Below are 17,916 nucleotides of genomic sequence, written 5' to 3' on the forward strand. Positions count from 1 at the left end.
ACGGCAGCGTCCCAGTGTATCGACCCGCGGTATGACCGACGTGAAGAGCGAGGGCCGCGCACGCGGCCCTCGCTCGTTCGTCTAGGCGCCCGGCCTCAGTCCGGGCCATCCGGGCGTGGGGTCGCCCTTCACCTCACCGAAGTACAGCGCGAAGGTCTGCTTCCAGCGCTCCACCTCTGCGCGGTCGGCCATGAACCGCGGGAAGCCGTCGACGTGGGCGTTCGGGTACTTCCAGACCGGCTTCAGACCCGTCGGCGGAGTCACGTCCGTGCGCACCGACCAACCGTTGAAGGCCGCTTGCTGCCGTTCGAGGGACAACTGCCAGTTGAGATACAACTTGGCGGCGGTGGGGTTCTTTGCCTGCTTGAGGATCGCGGCCCGCTGACCCCAGGCCATGAACGGGTGGCCGTCGGCGGCCACGAACCTCACCGGTGACGTCGCCGGCGCCACCAGTGAGCCGGCGCCACCGATGCCGATCGCCTTCTGCCCACCGTTCACCGCCAGGCCCGGCGTGTGGCTGCCGCGGGCGAACTGCACGTCCTGGGCCGCCAGCTTGGCCACCCAGTCCCAGCCGTAGGTCTGCGCGTAGAGCGCGTAGAGGTAGAGGACGGCGTCGTCGTCGTGCGGGTACGACGAGGCGATCTTCCCCTTCCACTTCGGGTCCACGAGGTCGAGCGGCGTGCGCGGCACGTCCGCACCGACGGCCGCGACCCCGTACATGAAGCTGAAGGCGATCACCCCGATGGCCATCCAGGCGCCCTCGCGGTCCTTGAAACCGTCGTAGACCTTCGAGAACCCGGCCGGCCGGTAGTTCAGCAGGCGACCCTGTTCCTTCCACCGCACGAAGTCCTGCACGGTCTGCAGCTGCACGACGTCGGGAACGACCGTACCGGTGGCGAACTGGTTGTCCAGGCGGACGTCGTGGTACTTGCTGTAGTCCACGATCAGCGTGAGGTCGATGTCGGGGAAACGGGCCTTGAACGCGGCCTTCGTGCCGTCCTGCTGCGTCGCCGTGTCACCGCCCGCGTAGATGGTGAGCTTGCCACCTTCCTCGAGCGCGGCCTGGTAGAGCGCGTCGAGCGTCCTGGCCTCTTCGGGCCCGGCGCCCTGCGGTGCTCCTGCTGTGGCCGCGGTGGTGCCGAAAGCGCCGAAACCGATCGCGGCCCCGGCACCGGCGGCAAGGACACGTCGTCTGCTGAGCGAGCTCGACACGATAGGACCTCTCTTCAAAGCCGGACACTCTTCGACCACGCAATCCTGTTGCGGCCGAAGGATCTCCACATCAACCGGGCGGAGCGTCCACACGCGCGGAAGATTGGATCCGCGTTCAACCGAACGGTTGAACGCGGACCGAGCACGTTGTCCTAGTAGACCCAGACGCCGTAGTTGTGCATCGCCTCGACGACGGGCTGGAAGAACGTCTGACCGCCGCTCCGGCAGTCCCCGCTGCCGCCGGAAGTGAGGCCCAGCGCGGTGTTGCCCGCGAACAACGAACCACCGCTGTCGCCGGGCTCGGCGCAGACGTTGGTCCCGATCATGCCGTGAACCGAGCCTTCCTCGTAGTTCACGGTCACGTTCAAGCCCGTCACCACACCGCCGTGCCTGCCGGTGGTGCTGCCACTGCGTTCGACGCTCTGGCCCACGTAGGGATCCGCCGCCGCGTTGATGTCCCGCACGGTGCCGTCGTACATGTACACGCCACCCGGCCGGTCCCAGCCGTCGATGTAGCGGATGATGCCGTAGTCGTTGCCGGGGAACGAAGTTCCGGTCCGCCAGCCGAGGAACCGACCGCCCGATCCGGTCCAGTCCACGCCGGTGTTGGTGCAGTGACCGGCGGTCAGCGCGTACGCGGTGCCGTCGGCCGACGCCACGTTGAACCCGAGCGAACAGCGCCACGGGCCGTTGTGGATGGGGTTGCCACCCGCGATGAACGGCCGCATGACGCCGGGCGCCGACTCGAGTCGCGCCTTGTCCCCCAGTCCGGCGACGGCCGCTCGAAGCCGGTCGAGCCGCTCGCCCGTCACGGTGCTGTCGGCCGTGACGCGCACCTGGTTGGTCACCGGGTCCACGCCCCAGGAGGTGCCGGGGATGGTGGCCGAGCGACGCAGTTCGTCTGTCGCGGCTCGCAGGGTGGCGCCGCTGTGCTTGACGATCTTGGCTGTGCTGCCGCCGGCCCGGACCCGCTGTGCTTCTGCTCGCGTGGTCACGTTGACCACCATGGTGCCGGTCGCTTGGTCCAAATAGGACCCCGCGTCCGACGGCGCCGCCTGTGCGGCCGGTGCCACCAGCGCGGCTCCGACGACGACTGCCACGACCATTGCGCGTTGGATCTTCACAGTGCCTCCCGATGCAGGGAATCGGTACAGGGCACCTCGATGGTTGTGCGCGCTCTCACGGGCTGTCAATGAATCGTTTCAATTCGGCATGAACCTGTCTTGTCTTGTCAATCGACGACAAGACGGCGCTGAAAATTGAACGTTTCAATCCCATTGCGACTTTTCGGTCGCCGGAGGCCGCGAGACCCGCGCACACCCGACCATCGGCCCTCGCGGCAGGAGACTTCCAGGCGGTAGAAGGTTGTCGTGGGCCTCGAGCGCACACCACGCCCCAGTACCAAGGAGTCATGAGCGTGCCAAGAAAATCCTCACCGAACCGGCTCAGGGCGGTGGCCGCGGCGGTGATCGCGGTGACCGCGCTGGCAGGACTGCCGGTCGTGAGCACCGCAGCACCGGACAACCCGTGGACTCCCGCTCCCGCGGCCACCGCGCTCTCCGCCGGACAACCCGAGATCCGGGCCGCCCGATTCGCGAGCTTCACGCTCGACCGCGCCACCATCTTGTCTCAACTGGACAGTCCGGCTGAGTCGCGTGAGGTCGTACTGCCCGCACCCGACGGCTCGTTCCAGCGCTTCCGGCTGGAAGACGCACCGGTGATGGAGGCCGGTCTGGCCGCGGCGCACCCCGAGATCAGGACGTTCGCGGGCCGGGGCGTCGACGACCCTGCCGCCACCGTGCGAGCGGACTTCACCCCGCTGGGATTCCACGCCTCGGTCCGGTCGCCGCGCGGTCAGTGGTACGTCGATCCCCACCACCGCGCCGATCAACGGTTGTACGCGAGCTACTACGGCCGTGACCTGGCAAAGCCTGCCCCGCTGGTGGAACGGGCGGCGGTCCGCGACTCGATGCCCGACGTGCAGCCGAGCGCGAGTGGTGGCGGCGTGGTGCGGCTGCGCACCTACCGGCTCGCGCTCGTCACCGATCCGACGTACGCCGAGTATTTCGGCGCCTCGAACGTGACCGCCGCGAAGGTCACGCTCGTCAACCGGGTCAACCAGGTCTACGAGGACGAGACCTCGATCCGGCTGGTGCTCGTCAACGATACCGACAAGACGAACCTCAACACCACGGCGATGGCCTCCGAGCCGAACGGGCCCTGTGGCGCGGAACCCTGCTTCCGGCCCGGCGACCTCGACGCGTGCGACATCCCCGGCCTCTACCGCAACCCGGCCGTGCTCGGTCAGCTCGTCGGCGCGGGCAACTACGACGTCGGGCACATCGGCCTCGGCCGCGCCGGAGGCGGACTGGCCGGACTCGGCGTGGTCGGCCGGGAGGACAAAGCGCTGGGGTGCACCGGGTTGCCGACGCCGGTCGGCGACTTCTACGCGGTCGACTACGTGGCGCACGAGATCGGGCACCAGTTCGGCGCCAACCACACGTTCAACGGAACGCAGCACGCCTGTTCCGGGGGCAACCGGAACGAGGCCACCTCCGTCGAACCCGGCAGCGGGTCGTCGATCATGGCCTATGCCGGGATCTGCCGCCAGGACAACCTGCAGCCGCACTCCGACCCGTACTGGTCGCACCGCAGCTACACCGAGATCACCTCGTACGTCACGACCAGCCTGCCCGCGATCGACGAGCAGCAGAACGTGGCGCTGCGCGACTTCGACGGCACGGACTCCTTCCGGATCAGCTACCGCGGCCGGGAGTCGGCGCCGATCGTGCGCGGCACGAACTTCACGGACACCGGCATCAAAGCCGCGATCGAGGCGATCCGCGGCTGGCCCGCCGGCGCGACGGTCGACGTGCTCGGGTTCGACGGCCACGAGATGACCGACGCCGGGTTCCGGGTCAGCTTCACCGGTGGCCCGGTGGCGGGCAAGAACGTCGACCCGCTCGTCATCACCGACGCGCACGGCACGTCCAGCCTCGTGGGCGAGACGGTCAAGGGCGGCAAGCCGGACAACGGCGGGCGGCACATCACCAACACCGCCAACCACGCGCCCATCGTGACCGTCGCGCCGAAGTACGCCATCCCGGTTCGCACGCCGTTCGCGTTGACCGGACGTGCGATCGATGTCAACGGCGACACCGTGACCTACCTGTGGGAGCAGAACGACCGTGGCGGCGCCACGGGCACTGGCCTGGTGGACAACAAGAAAACGGACGGCCCGCTGTTCCGGCAGTTCGGCACCGCCGCCGTCGTCAGCGACGAGGACGCGCTCAAGTACCACTCGCCGGGCCTGAACACCGCGACCACCAATCCCACCAGGGTCTTCCCGGACCTCGCGCAGGTCGCGGCGAACAACACCAACGCCCGCAACGGCGAATGCCCGGCCGCACCGCCGCCACCGACCACCGGCAGCGGGACGAACGTGCCGCCCGCCCTCGTCGACTGCTACTCGGAGTTCCTGCCGACCGCGGACTGGGTGGGCGTCGACAACGACCGGACCCTGCACTTCCGGCTCACCGCCCGGGACGGCCGCGGTGGCATCAGCAGTGCCGACACCGCACTCGTCCTCGCCTCGTCGGCAGGTCCGTTCCTCGTGACCTCGCAGGCGACCACGACCACGCTGACCGGCGGCACCACGCAGTCGATCACCTGGGACGTGGCGCGCACCGACGTGGCACCGGTCGGTGTGCGCGAGGTGAAGATCTCCCTGTCGCTCGACGGAGGTCTGACGTTCCCGCACGTGCTCGCGAACCGCACGCCGAACGACGGCAGCGAGACCGTCCGGCTGCCGAGGGTGGCCACGTCCAAGGCCCGGATCAAGATCGAGGCGCTCGGGAACGTCTTCTTCGACCTCAACGACGCCGACTTCATCGTGCAGGCACCGTCCGGTCGGGCCATCGCCATGCAGCGCTGATCCCGGCAGCGCCGCCGCCTGCCTACCGTGCGAGGAACTCGAGAGCCTTGGTGACGAACTCCTCGTGGAACTGGAAGATGCCGCCGTGGCCGGCGTCGGGGTAGATCACCAGTTCGCTGTTGGGCAGGCGGCGGGCGAGGTCGTGCGTGTTGCTCGTCGGCACCATTCGATCGTGGTCGCCGTTGGCGACGAGCACTGGTGCAGTGATGACGGAGAGGTCGGCGGGCTTGGCAAGTCCCCAGCGGTGGATGGCCTTGAGCTGTGCGCCGTACGCCCGGAGGGAGATCGCCTTGTCGCGGTTCCGGGTGCGTTCTTTGAGGCGACCGAGGAACTGCTTGCCGGCCCGGCGTCCGTTGGGCGTCCTGGTGAAGAAGAGGAACTGCTTCGGGTCCTGAAGCGTGAGCAGTGCCCGGACCGTGTCGAGGTGGGAAATCCTGGTGACGTTCTTGATGCCCTCACCGCCGGCGGGGCCGGTGCCCGCGAGGATCAGCTTGCGGACGAGCCGCGGTTCGGCCGCGGCGATCACCTGGGCGACCATGCCGCCCATGGAGAACCCGAGGAGGTCGACCTTGGTCAGCCCCAACGCCCGGATGAAGGTGACGGCGTCCTTCGCCATCGCCTCGATGGTGTCCGGCGTCCTGCCGGTGGAGGCGCCGACACCGCGGTTGTCGAAGGTGATGACCCGGTGTCGCGCGGCGATGCCGTCGACGACCCGAGGATCCCAGTTGTCCAGGACCGCGGCCAGGTGGGTGATGAAGACGACCGGGACGCCGGACTTCGGGCCGAGCTCGCGGTATGCGAAGTCCACGCCGCCTGCCGACACGGTCCGGGTCTGTGCGTCCTGATAGGACGCCACCAGTGCTTCTTGCTGGTCACTCATCACGACTCTCCTTCGGTGAGAGTTGAAGTATGACCATAATACTATCGGACTGGCAAGCGGTCAGGTCTCGGCGCGCACGTTCAGCTCGCGGGTGACTTCAGCCGAAACGCTGGTCCGGGGACGGATTCGAGGTCGGCCACGTCGACGGGATGGTCTCGGTCACAGCGCATCCGGACGTCGACGGGTGCGCCGCAGCCGCGGTGACGCACCTCCACCGCAGGACCTTCCGGGTCGGCTTGGTAGCGGTCACCCCAGCGCATGAGACCGAGCACGGCGGGCACGAGATCGGCGCCCTTGGGGGTGATCACGTACTTGGGCCGGGCACGTGAGCCGGGTTCCCGGTAGGTCTCGGTCGCCAGGATCCCTTCCCGCACCAGCATGCGCAGCCGTGCCGCGAGCAGGTTGCGCGGGCAGCCCAGAACCTGCTCGAACTCGCCGAAGCGCGACGAGCCGTACCAGACCTCGCGCAGGATCAGGATCGTCCACTTCTCGCCCACGATCTCCAGCGTTCGCGCGATCGAGCAGTTCGACGTGTCGCGATCAAGCCGAAGGTCGACGAGGTCCCCACTCGTATCTGTCGATGCGTCCACAGGGCGAGTTTACTTTCTTGTACTCAGCTGCTGGTGCCGCGCCCGCAACGCGGCTTTGTCGATCTTGCCCACGGCGTTGCGCGCGATGGCATCAAGCACCACCAGCCGCTGTCCTGCCAGGTCTCGTCCCAGGTCGGCAATGTAACTTCGTCATCCCTGGGAGGAAACAGAGACGACGACCTTCCCAGCCTTGGTGCGTCCCTGCTCGACGTACTCCATCGCCTCGATGGTCTGATCGAACGGGAAGGTCCGGTCGATGACCGGGCGGAGCTTTCCGCTGTCGTACAGAGCACCGAGCTCGCGCAGCTGAGAACCGTTGGCCTGCATGAAGAAGAACTCGTAGCGCACGCCCAAGGCCTTGGCCCGCTTGCGAATCTTGCGACTGAGCACCTTCAGCACCACGCCCATGACCGACGGCGCACCGAGCTGCTGGGCGAACCCGGCGTCCGGCGGGCCGGCGACACCGATGGCCAAGCCGCCCGGCTTGAGGACCGTCAGCGACTTCTCGAGGTTCGTCCCACCCAAGGAGTCCACCACCAGGTCGTAGCCGGCGGACAGCACCGTCGAAAAGTCGTCCTTCTTGTAGTCGACGACGATGTCCGCGCCGAGACTCCTGACCAACTCCTCGGTGGAGGCGCTCGCAGTCGTCGCCACCGTGGCGCCGAGATGCTTGGCGAGCTGGATGACCGTCGAACCGAGACCACCCGCACCGGCGTGGACGAGCACCTTCTGCCCCGGCTGCACGCGAGCGCGGTCGACGAGAATCTGCCAGGCGGCCAGGGCCACCAGCGGCACCGCGGCGGCCTCTTCCAGCGTGAGCGAGGCCGGCTTGGGCGCGACGTCGTCCTGGTCGATCGCGATGAGCTCGGCGAACCCGCCGATCCGCAGGTCGCGCGGACGGGCGTAGACCTCGTCGCCGACCTTGAAGTCGCGGACCGCGGACCCGACACGCGTCACGACGCCGGCCACGTCATGGCCGAGGACGAACGGACGCTTGTACTTCAGGAGCTGCTTGAACTCCCCGTTGCGGACCATCTTGTCCAGGGGGTTGATGGCGGTGGCACTCACCCGGACCAGGACGTCGCGGTCCCCGACGGTGGGCTCCGGCACGGTCGCGGCACGAAGACCGTCCTTGCCGTACTTCTCGACGACGAATGCCTTCATGTCAGCCAGCCTTCTGCGCGCTCTTGTCGGGATGGAGCAACATTACCAGCTGAGTACAGAAACTAAACTCAGCTTGAAGGTGCGACGTCCAGCACAGCCAGGTCAGCCGCGCGGCTGTTCGCCCATCAGCGCGAGGGCGTTCCGGAGCCCCTGCGCGAGGATCTCGTCGGAGAGCTCCCGGTCGGCCACAGCCCTGGCGAGCTGCATGGTCCCGACCAACATCGTGTACAGGCCGATCGTCGTCGCGCGCGCCGACCGCGGGTCTTCGGGCGCCAGACGCGTGGCCATCTCTTGGATGATGGCTTCCGCGCCGTCGGTGTAAGCCCGTTTGGTCCCCTCCGCGCAACGGCCGACCTCGTCGAGCAGCGCGGCTGACGGACAACCGACGTTCGGGTTGTCGCGGTGTTGCGGAGAGAGGTACTCGTACACGACGTCCACGAGCCCGGTCCGGCCTGGCGCCGCGGCCGCGATGTTCTCGGCCTGCGTGTGCAGTTCGGCCGCCACGACGGCGGCGACGAGATCCTCTTTGGATCCGAAGTGCGCGTAGAAGGCGCCGTTGGTCAGCCCGGCGTCCTTCATCAGCGTGGCGACACCCGAGCCGTCGATCCCGTCCTGCTTGAACCGGCGGCCGGCGGTCTCGATGATCCGCCGCCGGGTCTCCTCTTTGTGCTCAGTGCCGTACCTCGCCACCAGTTCCTCCACGAACCACGTGAACCTGACACTCACCCTACTTCATGGTAGGACGAACATAATATTATGATCACACCTGGTGCGATCAGTCGTCACGAGCAGGAATTGCTTTGCGCGGCAATGGATCGCGCGAGATCAGGGCGTCCGTAACACACTTTCTCCCAGCGTGGATACCAAAAGTGTCACCGCGCAGGGGAGGCACCGTGCGGGTATTCATTTCGTACGCCCAGGAAGACCGCGTCCAGGCCGACCACCTGAAGCAACGGCTGCTGGACCTGGGGCACACGCCGTGGTCCGACTCCGGTCTGCACGGCGGCCAGGCCTGGTGGGACGAGATCCTCGACCGCATCCGCGGCAGCGACGCCCTGCTGCTGCTGATCTCGCCGGCGTTCCTGGCGTCGCAGGCGTGCCTGCTCGAACGCCGCTACGCGAGCCTGCTCGGCAAACACCTGGTACCCGTCATGGTCGCGCCGGTACCCCACCACGTCCTGCCGACCGAGCTCGCGCCGCTGCAGATCGTCGACTACGTGCACCCCGGCGAGGCCGCCGCCTACGCCTTCGCCAGAGCCGCCGCGACCATCCAGCCGTCCCGCGGCCTGCCCCACCCGCTGCCCCCTCCGCCACCCGTTCCGCTGTCCTATCTGAACGGCGTGCGCGACCGCATGGGCCGGCCGTCGCTGACGATGGACGAACAGCTCGAGATCATCGAACTCCTGGGCCGTGGCGCGCGAGCGGAGGACTCCGAGGAACGCCGCGCCGCCCACGACCTGCTCCAGATGCTCAGCCGCCGCACGGACCTCTACGAGTCGGCTTCGCGTCGCCTGCACGAACACCTGATGAGCGGCCAGTACGTCGCACCCGCGCCCCGGCCAGCGCACGTCCCGACGTCGCCGCCCGCCAAGGGAACGCCCACGGCGGTCAAGGTGCTCGCGTGGATCGGTGCGATCTTCGTCGCGCTCATCCTGCTGATCTGGTTGCTGGCGCCGTCCGAGTCGCAATGCTTCTCCGACTCGCTCGGCTACATCTGGTGCAGCTGACGCCCGCGCCACCAGCCCGCCATTCGGATACACTGACGTATCGGATACATTCGTGTATCGAACGGAGGTGGGCTGGTGGCGGACAGGGCGAACGCGCCGGCCGAGCCCGGACCACGGCGGGTGACCAAGCGACGGGCCGAGACGCGGCAGCGATTGCTGCAGGCGGCGCTGGCGGTGTTCGCTGAGGAAGGTTTCGGTCGCACGACCGTTGACCAGGTGTGCGCACGTGCCGGGTACACGCGCGGAGCGTTCTACTCGAACTTCGAGACCCTGGACGAGCTGTTCCTCGCTGTGTGGGAGCACCGGTCGACCGAGCTGATCACCCGGACGCGGGAAGCGTTCGAAGCCTTCGAGCAGGCCGCGGTCAAAGACGTCGACGGCGTCGTCACGCACCTGTTGCGGGCGGTGCCGCTGGACGAGGACTGGTACCGGGTGAGCGCCGAGTTCACCGCCCACGCGCTGCGCACTCCCGAGCTGCGGCGGGTGATCGTCGAGCGGGAGCAGGCCATCGCGGCGTCCGCGATGCCGTTCCTGTTTGCGGCGCTGGCCGAGATCGGGCGCACGGTGCCGGACCCCGAGGCACTCGGCCAGGCGCTGGTCGCGGTGCACGACGGGACCGCCCTGCAGTGCTTCAGCGAACCGGGCAACACCACCGTCCAGCAGCGCCGAACCTCCCTGTTCGCCCACGTCATCACCGCGTACAGCAGCGAAAGCAGGCAGCAGTCATGAGCGACGAAGCAGACGTGATCGTGGTCGGAGCCGGGCTCGCCGGTCTCGTGGCGACCTACGAACTCACCAGGGCCGGGCGCCGGGTGGTGGTGGTCGACCAGGAGAACCGCGCCAACCTGGGCGGGCAGGCGTTCTGGTCACTCGGCGGGCTCTTCCTCGTCGACAGTCCCGAACAGCGCCGCAACGGCATCAAGGACTCCTACGCGCTGGCGCTGCAGGACTGGATGGGCTCGGCCGGGTTCGACCGCGACGACGAGGACCACTGGGCGCGGCAGTGGGCAGAGGCCTATGTCCGGTTCGCCGCCACGCGCAAGCGGCAGTACCTGCACGATCTCGGGCTGCGCTTCACCCCTCTGGTCGGCTGGGCCGAGCGCGGCGGCGGTGTCGCGGACGGCCACGGCAACTCGGTGCCCCGCTTTCACCTCACCTGGGGCACGGGTCCGGAGGTGGTGCGGGTGTTCGCCGAGCCGGTGCTCGACGCCGAACGCCGCGGGCTGGTGCGGTTCGCCTTCCGCCACCAGGTCGACGAGCTGATCGTCGAGAACGACGCCGCGGTGGGCGTGCGGGGCACCGTGCTGGAACCGTCCGATCTGGACCGCGGCAAGGCGTCGTCGCGAGTCGCCGTGGACAGCTTCGAGCTGCGCGCCAAGGCCGTGATCGTGACCTCGGGCGGAATCGGCCACAACCACGACCTCATCCGCGCCAACTGGCCGGTCGGCCGCCTCGGACCGTGCCCGGAGACGATGATCGCCGGGGTGCCGGCGCACGTGGACGGGCGCATGCTCGCGATCAGCGAGCAGGCGGGCGCCACGCTGGTCAACCGCGACCGCATGTGGCACTACACCGAGGGCCTGCACAACTGGGACCCGATCTGGCCCGACCACGCGATCAGGATCATCCCCGGCCCCTCCTCGATGTGGTTCGACGCCACCGGCAAGCGCCTGCCCGCGCCGAACTTCCCCGGCTTCGACACCAACACCTCGATGAAGGCCATCCTCTCGACCGGCCACGACTACTCCTGGTTCGTCCTCAACCAGACGATCCTCAACCGCGAGTTCGTGCTGTCGGGCTCCGAGCAGAACCCCGACGTCACCGGCAAGGACATCCGCAAGGTGCTGGCGAGCCGCGGCGGCAAGGGTGCTCCCGCCCCGATCGAGGCGTTCAAGAACCACGGTGTCGACTTCGTCGTCGCCCGCACCGTCGACGAGCTCGTCGCCGGCATGAACAAGATCGCCCGCGGCCCGGAGCTCGACGCCTCGCTGATCGAACGGCAGATCGTCGCCCGCGACCGCGAGGTGGCCAACGGGTTCTCCAAGGACCTCCAGCTCATGGCCATCGCCAACGCCCGCCGCAGCTTGGGCGACCGCCTGGTGCGCACCACGAAACCCCACCGGCTGCTGGACCCCGAGCACGGTCCGCTGATCGCCGTGCGGCTGAACATCCTCACCCGCAAGACGTTGGGCGGCATCCAGACCAACCTCGACTCCCAGGCACTGCACGCCGACGGCACCCCGTTCGCCGGCCTGTACGCCGCGGGCGAGGTCGCCGGATTCGGCGGGGGCGGTGTGCACGGCTACAACGCGCTCGAGGGCACGTTCCTGGGCGGCTGCATCTTCTCCGGGCTCACCGCGGGCCGTGCTCTCGCTCGCACGCTGAGCTGACCTCCCGCTGCCCCGTTCTCAGGCCGGCTGGGGTCCGAGCGGTTCGAGCCGGGCCGGCACGTTCTTGTGCCAGGGCGTGCCGGCCCACTCGTCGCGGTCCTCGGCGGCGGTGAGCTCGTTGGGAGCGACACCCGTGCGCTCCTGCACCGTGAGCCCGAGGCCGTTGGGCAGCGAGATGTGGCCGGAGCGCATGGTGTCCGTGGCGTCCACGGACACCTCCGCGGTGCCGCGCCGGGTGGTGAGCCTGACCCGGTCGCCTGTCGTGACGCCCAGCCGCGTCGCGTCGGTGACGCTGATGCGCAGGCGGCCGTCCGGATCGCGCCGCCGCCAGTTCGGGTCGCGCATGATCGTGTTCGCCGTGAACGCGCGACGCTCCCCCGCGGACAGCACGAACGGCCAGTCCGGGTCCTGCCGCGGGACCGGCCTGTCCCCCAGCGCGGCCACCGCGGCGAGCAGTTCCGGCACGGCGAGGTTGATCCGGGCGCCGGGCAGGCGCTGCCAGGACGCGTCGTACTCGTCCTCGGTGATGTGCACGCCGTGCGCGCCGTTGACGATCGCCTCGAAGAGCCGCTCCCCCGCGGCCAGTCCGGTGCCGTAACCGGCCTTCTCCACGCCGGCCGGGTTCTTGCGGGCGCACTCGTGCGCGGCCATCCACAGCACCGCGGCCGCTGAAGCGTCGTGCGGCAGTGTCGGGCCGAGCGTGCGGTACAGCAGGACGGACGCGAGCCGCCGTTTCGCCGGATCCGCGAGCACGGTGAGGAACGCCTGCGCGAACTCGGCGCGTCCGGTGGCGGCCGCCGCGCGCAGCGGTGCGTAGTCCTCTTCGGACAGTGCGCCGGTCGCCTCGACGAGCCGGGCGTGGATCTCGGGTTCGGGCAGCACGCCCTCCGGTGCGGGCACGACGGGATGGCGCAGGTGGAAGAGGTTGCGCGGGAAGTCGAAGTTGAAGAACGTGGCCTCGAACTTCTCGAACTGCGTCGGCGCGGGCAGCACGTAGTCGGCCAGGCGCGCGGTCTCGGTCATCGCGACGTCGATGACGACCACGACCTCCAGCGCGCCCAGGGCCTCCCGCATCCGCGCCGAGTCGGCCAGGGAGTGCGCGGGATTCGCGCTCTCGACCACCATCGCCCGGTAGCGGGCCGGGTGGTCGGTGAGGATCTCCTCGGCGATCACGTTGCACGGCACCAGACCGCTGATGATCCGGGCGCCCGCGACCGGGCTGCGCGGACCCTCGCCGTCGGCGTATCCGCGATCACGGCCGATCGGCACCAGGCTGGACGGCACGTACTGGGCGCCTCGTTTGCCGAAGTTGCCGGTGAGCAACCAGACCAGCTTCTCGACGTAGCTCACCAGCGTGGAGTCGCGGTTCATCTGGACGCCGAGGTCCTCGAACACGGCCACGGAGTCCGCGGCGGCGATCCGGGCGGCGACCGCCCGCACCAGCGTTTCCTCGACGTCGGCGATGGCGCAGTAGTCGCCGACGGGCACCTGCCGCAGAACGGCGGCGACGGCGTCGAGGCCGTCCGCGTGCCCGGCGAGCCAGTCCGCGGCGATCAGGTTCTCCTGCACGAGCACGGCGGCCAGCGCGGTCAGCAGGTAGAGGTCGGTACCGGGCCGCACCTGGAGGTGGAAGTCGGCCAGTTCCGCCGTCTCGGTCCGCACGGGGTCGATCACGATCATCGACCGGGCCGGGTCCTTGGCGATGTCCTTGAGCACCGACCGGGCGCGCGGGAAACCGTGCGACTGATAGGGGTTCTTGCCGACGAACAACGCGACCTCGCAGTGCTCGAAGTCGCCGCGGGTGATGTTGCCGAGCATGCGGGCGCTCACCCAGAACTCGCCGGTCTTCTCCTGCGCGAGCGCGGACGAGCGGTAGCGGGCGCCGAAGGCCGCCATGGTGGCGGGCGAGTACGCGCCACCGAGGTGGTTGCCCTGGCCGCCGCCACCGTAGTAGAAGATCGTCTCCCCGCCGAAGGTGTCGCGGACCTCGCCCAGGCGCGCCGCGATCTCGCTGATCGCGGTGTCCCAGTCGATCTCCTCGAAGGTGCCGTCAGCGCGCCGCCGCAACGGATGGGTGATCCGGCCGGTATCACCGTTCTGGTGCAGGTCCAGCCGCAGTGCCTTGTTGCAGGTGTACCCGGCCGACGCGGGGTGGAGCTTGTCCCCGCGGATCTTGTCGAACGACCTCCCGTCCTCGCCGACGAGGATCTCGATCCCGCAGTTGCACTCGCAGAGGATGCAGGCGCTGGGTTTCCACATCGGCAAGGCTCCTAGTCCGGTCGTTCGAGGAGGGGCGCGAGCTCGACGAGCACGTCGTCGAGCGGGCCCAGGTCGCGGTGCGCGCGGCAGAGGATGATCGCTCCCTCGATCGCGGACACGACCAGCGTCGCCAGCCGCTGCGCGCGTGGCGGCTCGAAACCGCTGCCGGACAACGCTTCGGCGAGACCGGCGTGCCACTGGGCGAAGATCTCCCGCACCATGTCGCCGGCGCCGGGAACGAGGTGGCGGCTGTCCATGGCCATCGCGGCGACGGGGCAGCCCGCCGCGTAGTCGGTCTTGGTCAGGGCCCGCTTCCAGAAGGCGACCAGACGGTGCACCATCTGCTGAACGTCACCTTCGGCCGCCGACTCGCTGACCACGGTGGCGATGTAGTCCCCTGCCTGGCGGACAGCGCCCAGGACCATCTCGTTCCGGCCGCCGGGAAAGTGGTGGTAGACGGAACCTCGCGGGGCACCGCTGTGCGCCAGCACCGCGTCGACCGTGACACCCGCGGCACCGCGTTCGCGCAGCAACAACACGGCACTGTCCAGCATCCGCTGCTTGGTGCCCCGCCTGCCCTGGTCGCCCATCGCACCTTTCCCCGACTCGGGAGTATGGCAGAGACCATAGTCGGCGTCGGTGGCCGCGGAGTCAACAGACAGCCGGCTCAGGCGACTTCTTCCAGCTCCTTGACCTCGGCCGCGGTGTCCCGCTTGCGGCGGCGCAGCACGACGACCACGCCGATCACCACCGCGACGGCCATCAGCACCCACATCGCTCCGTTGAAGACGGACTCGATGTACTTCGCGGAAGCGCCCGCGGCCGAGCCGATGCCGATGTGCAGCGCCGACCAGCACACCGCGCCCGCGATCGAGGCGAGAAGGAACCGGCGGTACTCCAGTTTCGACGCACCCGCCGACGCCGGGACCAGGGTCCGCACCACGGGCATGAACCGGGCGGCGAACACCGCCCACGCCCCGCGCCGCCGCAGCAACTCGCTCGCCTTGTCCCAGTGCTGCCGGCCCATCCTGCGCACCAGCTTGCTGTCGCGCAGCCGGTCGCCGAACCGGCGGCCGAGGTAGTAGCCGATGCTGTCGCCCGCCACCGCGCACACCGAGACCACGAGCCACATGACCAGGAACCTCGGCACGCTCGTCACCGTCGTCGAAGCCAGCAGCAGAGCGCTCTCACCAGGCGCGAGGAAGCCCACGCCGAGCGTGCACTCCGCCAGCGTCAACGCACCCGTCACCGCCAGCACGGCGGGCTGCGGCAGGCCGGCCAGCCCTTCGAGGGCATCGGTCAAGAAAGCCATGGACTCTTCTCCCCAGTGGAACATCAGGTCGGGGGCTCGACGGAGGACGGCGTCGGGGTGCCGTCACGATCACGTCTGCCTGCCGCACAGCTCACCGGAAAGGACACAGCTCGCACATCGGCCCGTGGTCTGACCCGGTGGTAGACCTTGGGACTACGGGCGATCCCTGACTGGCGGGGGCGCTCCAGCCAGGTGGCCGGATGCCTCAGGCGTAGTGGTCGAACTCGCTTTCCAGCACACCTTCCCCACGGGTCAGCGAGGGCAGTCTTCGTCGCAGCTCGTGCACCCGCGCCGCCGGAACGAATCCTTCGAGAACGGTAGCGGTCGTCGTCAGCGGAACGCCTCCGACCTTGCTCAAGGCGGCGAGCACCGCGGTGAGCACGTCGGCCGGAATCTCCAGCCGGAAGCGGTGCATCGGTTCGCACGTCGCAGTTCCCGCTCGCCGCAACGCTTCCCGCAGCACGATCGGCGCCAGGCCCCGGAAGTCGCCCGCCACGCTCACCGGTGACGAGTAACCGGAGTGCGTCATCGTGACCGTGCAGTCGTGAACCCGGTCCGCGCGCAACGTGCCACGCACCGCCTCCTCGGTGGCCGTGAAGAAGGCGCGGGGCAACGAGCCCAGCTCCACCTCCAGCCGGAACACCGCCGGCCCCGGTTCCACCCTGAGCCCGATGGTGGCCGCGTACGGGTTCTCACCGATGAACCGCACCGCCTCGCCCACACCCTGGGGACGTTCGACGCGGACCGTTCTCGTTTCGCGGAACGTGACGGCGACGCCGTACTCCAGGGCGAGGGTCGTCTCGAGGACCTCCTTCTGCACCTCGCCGTACAACGAGACCACGATGTCGTCGCCGTCGAGCCGCAGGTTGATCAACGGATCCTGCTCGGCGAGCTGCTCCAGTGCGGCGTGCAGAGCCACCCGATCATGCGATTCCACCACGGTTTCCAGCGTCGGTGGCGCGAAGTGGCGGACGCGGTCGCGATGAGCGACGCCGATCGTGTCGCCGATGCGGACGTCGAGGCCCCAGAGCTTGGCGATCTGCCCGGCCCTGGCGGTGGCACGGCGTGGCGCGGCGCCGCCCTCGAACACCGCGATCGCGGTGACTTTCCCTGCGCTGTCACCGATCTTCACCCGATCACGCACCCGCACGGTCCCGGAGAACAGCCGCACCAACGCGACCTTCTCCCCCGCCCTGCCGCGTTCGACCTTGAACACCGTGCCGGCCAACGGACCGTCGACCGGGTCGATCGACGGCAACGACGACGTGACACCGGCAACCAGGTCGTCCACGCCGACACCGGTGATCGCGGATCCGAAGTAGATCGGCGCGTCGGTTTCCAGCTTCTCGACCACGTCACGTGCCACGCGTTGCCCATCAGCGCCACGACGGTCCATCTTGTTCACGAACACGACAGTCGGGATCTCCAGGCGCCGCAACGTGCGCATGAGCACGCGGGTCTGCGCCTGCACGCCCTCCACCGCGGACACCACCAGCACGGCGCCGTCGAGCACGTCGAGCACCCGCTCCACCTCGGCGATGAAGTCCGGGTGGCCAGGCGTGTCGATCAGGTTGACCACGACGTCGTCGACGACGAACGACGCGACGGCCGACTTGATCGTGATGCCGCGCTGCCGTTCGAGCGCGAGCGAGTCGGTCTGCGTGTTCCCCGCGTCCACGCTGCCGAGTTCGTCGATGACACCGGCGGTGTGCAGCAACCGCTCGGTGAGGCTGGTCTTACCAGCGTCGACGTGAGCCAGAATTCCCAAGTTCAAGGTGCGCGACAAGCGTCATGTCCTCTAGATAGGCAACGAAAACCTTCTGGGTGAACATGAACGCCACGCGCATGTGCCTCTCCTTGTTCGGACGACTGGTCATGAGCAGTGCAGCAGGCCGCCGCCCCGCGGTGCAACCGAGATTGTTCGCCGCGAGGGCTACGCGTCCGCCTTGTGCTCTTCGCGATGCCGGACGTAGTCGCCGGTGTGCTGCTCGGCCCAGTTCTGCAGGTGCCGCAACGCGTCGGTGACACCGAGCGCGAAGTCGGTCAGGGCCGAACAGCTGCCGGCCGGGGCAGGCGTGGTCGCGCTGCTGCACCTGGGCGCGGCCAGCTTCGACGCGTTCGGCGACGTGCGGCTGTCGCTCGGCCGGTGCCCAGGCCGTCGAGGCCCGCCGCCGGCTCGGCGATCCGCTCGTGGTGGTCGTGCACGCCGAGGGCTGGACGCACTACACCGAGGACCGCGACCAGGCGCAGCAGGCGTTCGGTGCCGCCGGCGTCCCCATCACGTGGCCGACGCCCGGCCGGCCGGTCGCCCTCCCGTGTTCGTGAGGTTGCACGGCGTTCCCGGGTGCCGCCGCGGCCGGAGCCGAGGTGAACTTCGCGGGCATCGACCTGTTCACCGATTCGCCGAGAGGAAGAACTCGGAATTTCGAATCGGAATTCCTTGAATTG

15 protein-coding genes are annotated in these 17,916 nt (G+C 68.9%); 5 read left to right on the forward strand and 10 right to left on the reverse strand.

The genetic code is table 11. The features are described from left to right. Positions 1-81 precede the first annotated feature (81 nt). Together G7043_RS44070 and G7043_RS44075 are read right to left on the reverse strand one after the other, a co-directional pair. Complete coding sequence (locus tag G7043_RS44070) at positions 82-1,212, reverse strand: ABC transporter substrate-binding protein (RefSeq protein WP_166055061.1); 1,131 nt, start codon at positions 1,210-1,212, stop codon at positions 82-84. Between the two features lie 152 nt (positions 1,213-1,364). Then, the gene (locus G7043_RS44075) at positions 1,365-2,336 is read right to left on the reverse strand and encodes a S1 family peptidase (RefSeq protein ID WP_207312547.1); all 972 of its coding nucleotides are present in this window, start codon (positions 2,334-2,336) and stop codon (positions 1,365-1,367) included. A gap of 287 nt (positions 2,337-2,623) precedes the next feature. Between G7043_RS44075 and G7043_RS44080 the strand changes: the two genes are divergently transcribed. Next, a complete protein-coding gene (locus G7043_RS44080) occupies positions 2,624-5,146 on the forward strand; it encodes a M12 family metallo-peptidase (protein ID WP_166055063.1) in 2,523 nt (840 codons plus the stop codon). A gap of 22 nt (positions 5,147-5,168) precedes the next feature. Here the strand turns inward: G7043_RS44080 and G7043_RS44085 are convergent, their stop codons facing one another. From G7043_RS44085 to G7043_RS44100, 4 genes are all read right to left on the reverse strand, one after another. After that, a complete protein-coding gene (locus G7043_RS44085) occupies positions 5,169-6,026 on the reverse strand; it encodes an alpha/beta fold hydrolase (RefSeq protein WP_166055065.1) in 858 nt (285 codons plus the stop codon). 80 nt (positions 6,027-6,106) lie between these two features. Further along, entirely contained in the window at positions 6,107-6,616 is a 510-nt protein-coding gene (locus tag G7043_RS44090; RefSeq protein ID WP_166055067.1) for a winged helix-turn-helix transcriptional regulator, read from the reverse strand. Between the two features lie 150 nt (positions 6,617-6,766). Beyond that, on the reverse strand, positions 6,767-7,780 hold the full coding sequence (locus G7043_RS44095; RefSeq protein ID WP_166055069.1) for an NADP-dependent oxidoreductase: 1,014 nt from the start codon (positions 7,778-7,780) through the stop codon (positions 6,767-6,769). A 102-nt stretch (positions 7,781-7,882) separates the two neighbouring features. Next, a complete protein-coding gene (locus tag G7043_RS44100) occupies positions 7,883-8,506 on the reverse strand; it encodes a TetR/AcrR family transcriptional regulator (RefSeq protein ID WP_313888394.1) in 624 nt (207 codons plus the stop codon). A 167-nt stretch (positions 8,507-8,673) separates the two neighbouring features. On the opposite strand from G7043_RS44100, the gene G7043_RS44105 reads away from it, so the two are divergent. The 3 genes from G7043_RS44105 (at position 8,674) to G7043_RS44115 (ending at position 11,897) form a co-directional block, all read left to right on the forward strand. Further along, positions 8,674-9,507: a toll/interleukin-1 receptor domain-containing protein gene (locus G7043_RS44105; protein ID WP_166055071.1), complete on the forward strand. Its 834-nt coding sequence runs from the start codon at positions 8,674-8,676 to the stop codon at positions 9,505-9,507. A gap of 75 nt (positions 9,508-9,582) precedes the next feature. Then, complete coding sequence (locus tag G7043_RS44110; RefSeq protein ID WP_166055073.1) at positions 9,583-10,236, forward strand: TetR/AcrR family transcriptional regulator; 654 nt, start codon at positions 9,583-9,585, stop codon at positions 10,234-10,236. Then, positions 10,233-11,897, forward strand: a complete 1,665-nt coding sequence (locus tag G7043_RS44115; protein ID WP_166055075.1) for an FAD-binding dehydrogenase — start codon at positions 10,233-10,235, stop codon at positions 11,895-11,897. Before G7043_RS44110 ends, G7043_RS44115 begins: the two co-directional genes overlap by 4 nt. 18 nt (positions 11,898-11,915) lie before the next feature. Here G7043_RS44115 and G7043_RS44120 read toward each other — a convergent pair whose 3' ends face one another. The 4 genes from G7043_RS44120 to G7043_RS44135 all read right to left on the reverse strand — a co-directional run bounded on the left by G7043_RS44120 (position 11,916) and on the right by G7043_RS44135 (position 17,254). Continuing rightward, positions 11,916-14,156, reverse strand: coding sequence for a molybdopterin-dependent oxidoreductase (locus tag G7043_RS44120; RefSeq protein ID WP_166055077.1), 2,241 nt, complete (start codon positions 14,154-14,156; stop codon positions 11,916-11,918). An 11-nt stretch (positions 14,157-14,167) separates the two neighbouring features. Next, positions 14,168-14,746, reverse strand: coding sequence for a TetR/AcrR family transcriptional regulator (locus tag G7043_RS44125; protein WP_207312548.1), 579 nt, complete (start codon positions 14,744-14,746; stop codon positions 14,168-14,170). A 77-nt stretch (positions 14,747-14,823) separates the two neighbouring features. Continuing rightward, positions 14,824-15,468 carry a DedA family protein gene (locus G7043_RS44130; RefSeq protein ID WP_166055081.1) on the reverse strand — a complete coding sequence of 215 codons (645 nt, stop codon included), beginning with the start codon at positions 15,466-15,468 and terminating at the stop codon, positions 14,824-14,826. Between the two features lie 205 nt (positions 15,469-15,673). Beyond that, complete coding sequence (locus G7043_RS44135; protein WP_166055083.1) at positions 15,674-17,254, reverse strand: elongation factor G; 1,581 nt, start codon at positions 17,252-17,254, stop codon at positions 15,674-15,676. A 404-nt stretch (positions 17,255-17,658) separates the two neighbouring features. Between G7043_RS44135 and G7043_RS49695 the strand changes: the two genes are divergently transcribed. Next, the gene (locus tag G7043_RS49695; protein ID WP_278186043.1) at positions 17,659-17,793 is read left to right on the forward strand and encodes a hypothetical protein; all 135 of its coding nucleotides are present in this window, start codon (positions 17,659-17,661) and stop codon (positions 17,791-17,793) included. Positions 17,794-17,916 lie beyond the last annotated feature (123 nt).

The organism is Lentzea alba (genome assembly GCF_011067745.1).
Classification (GTDB): domain Bacteria; phylum Actinomycetota; class Actinomycetes; order Mycobacteriales; family Pseudonocardiaceae; genus Lentzea; species Lentzea alba.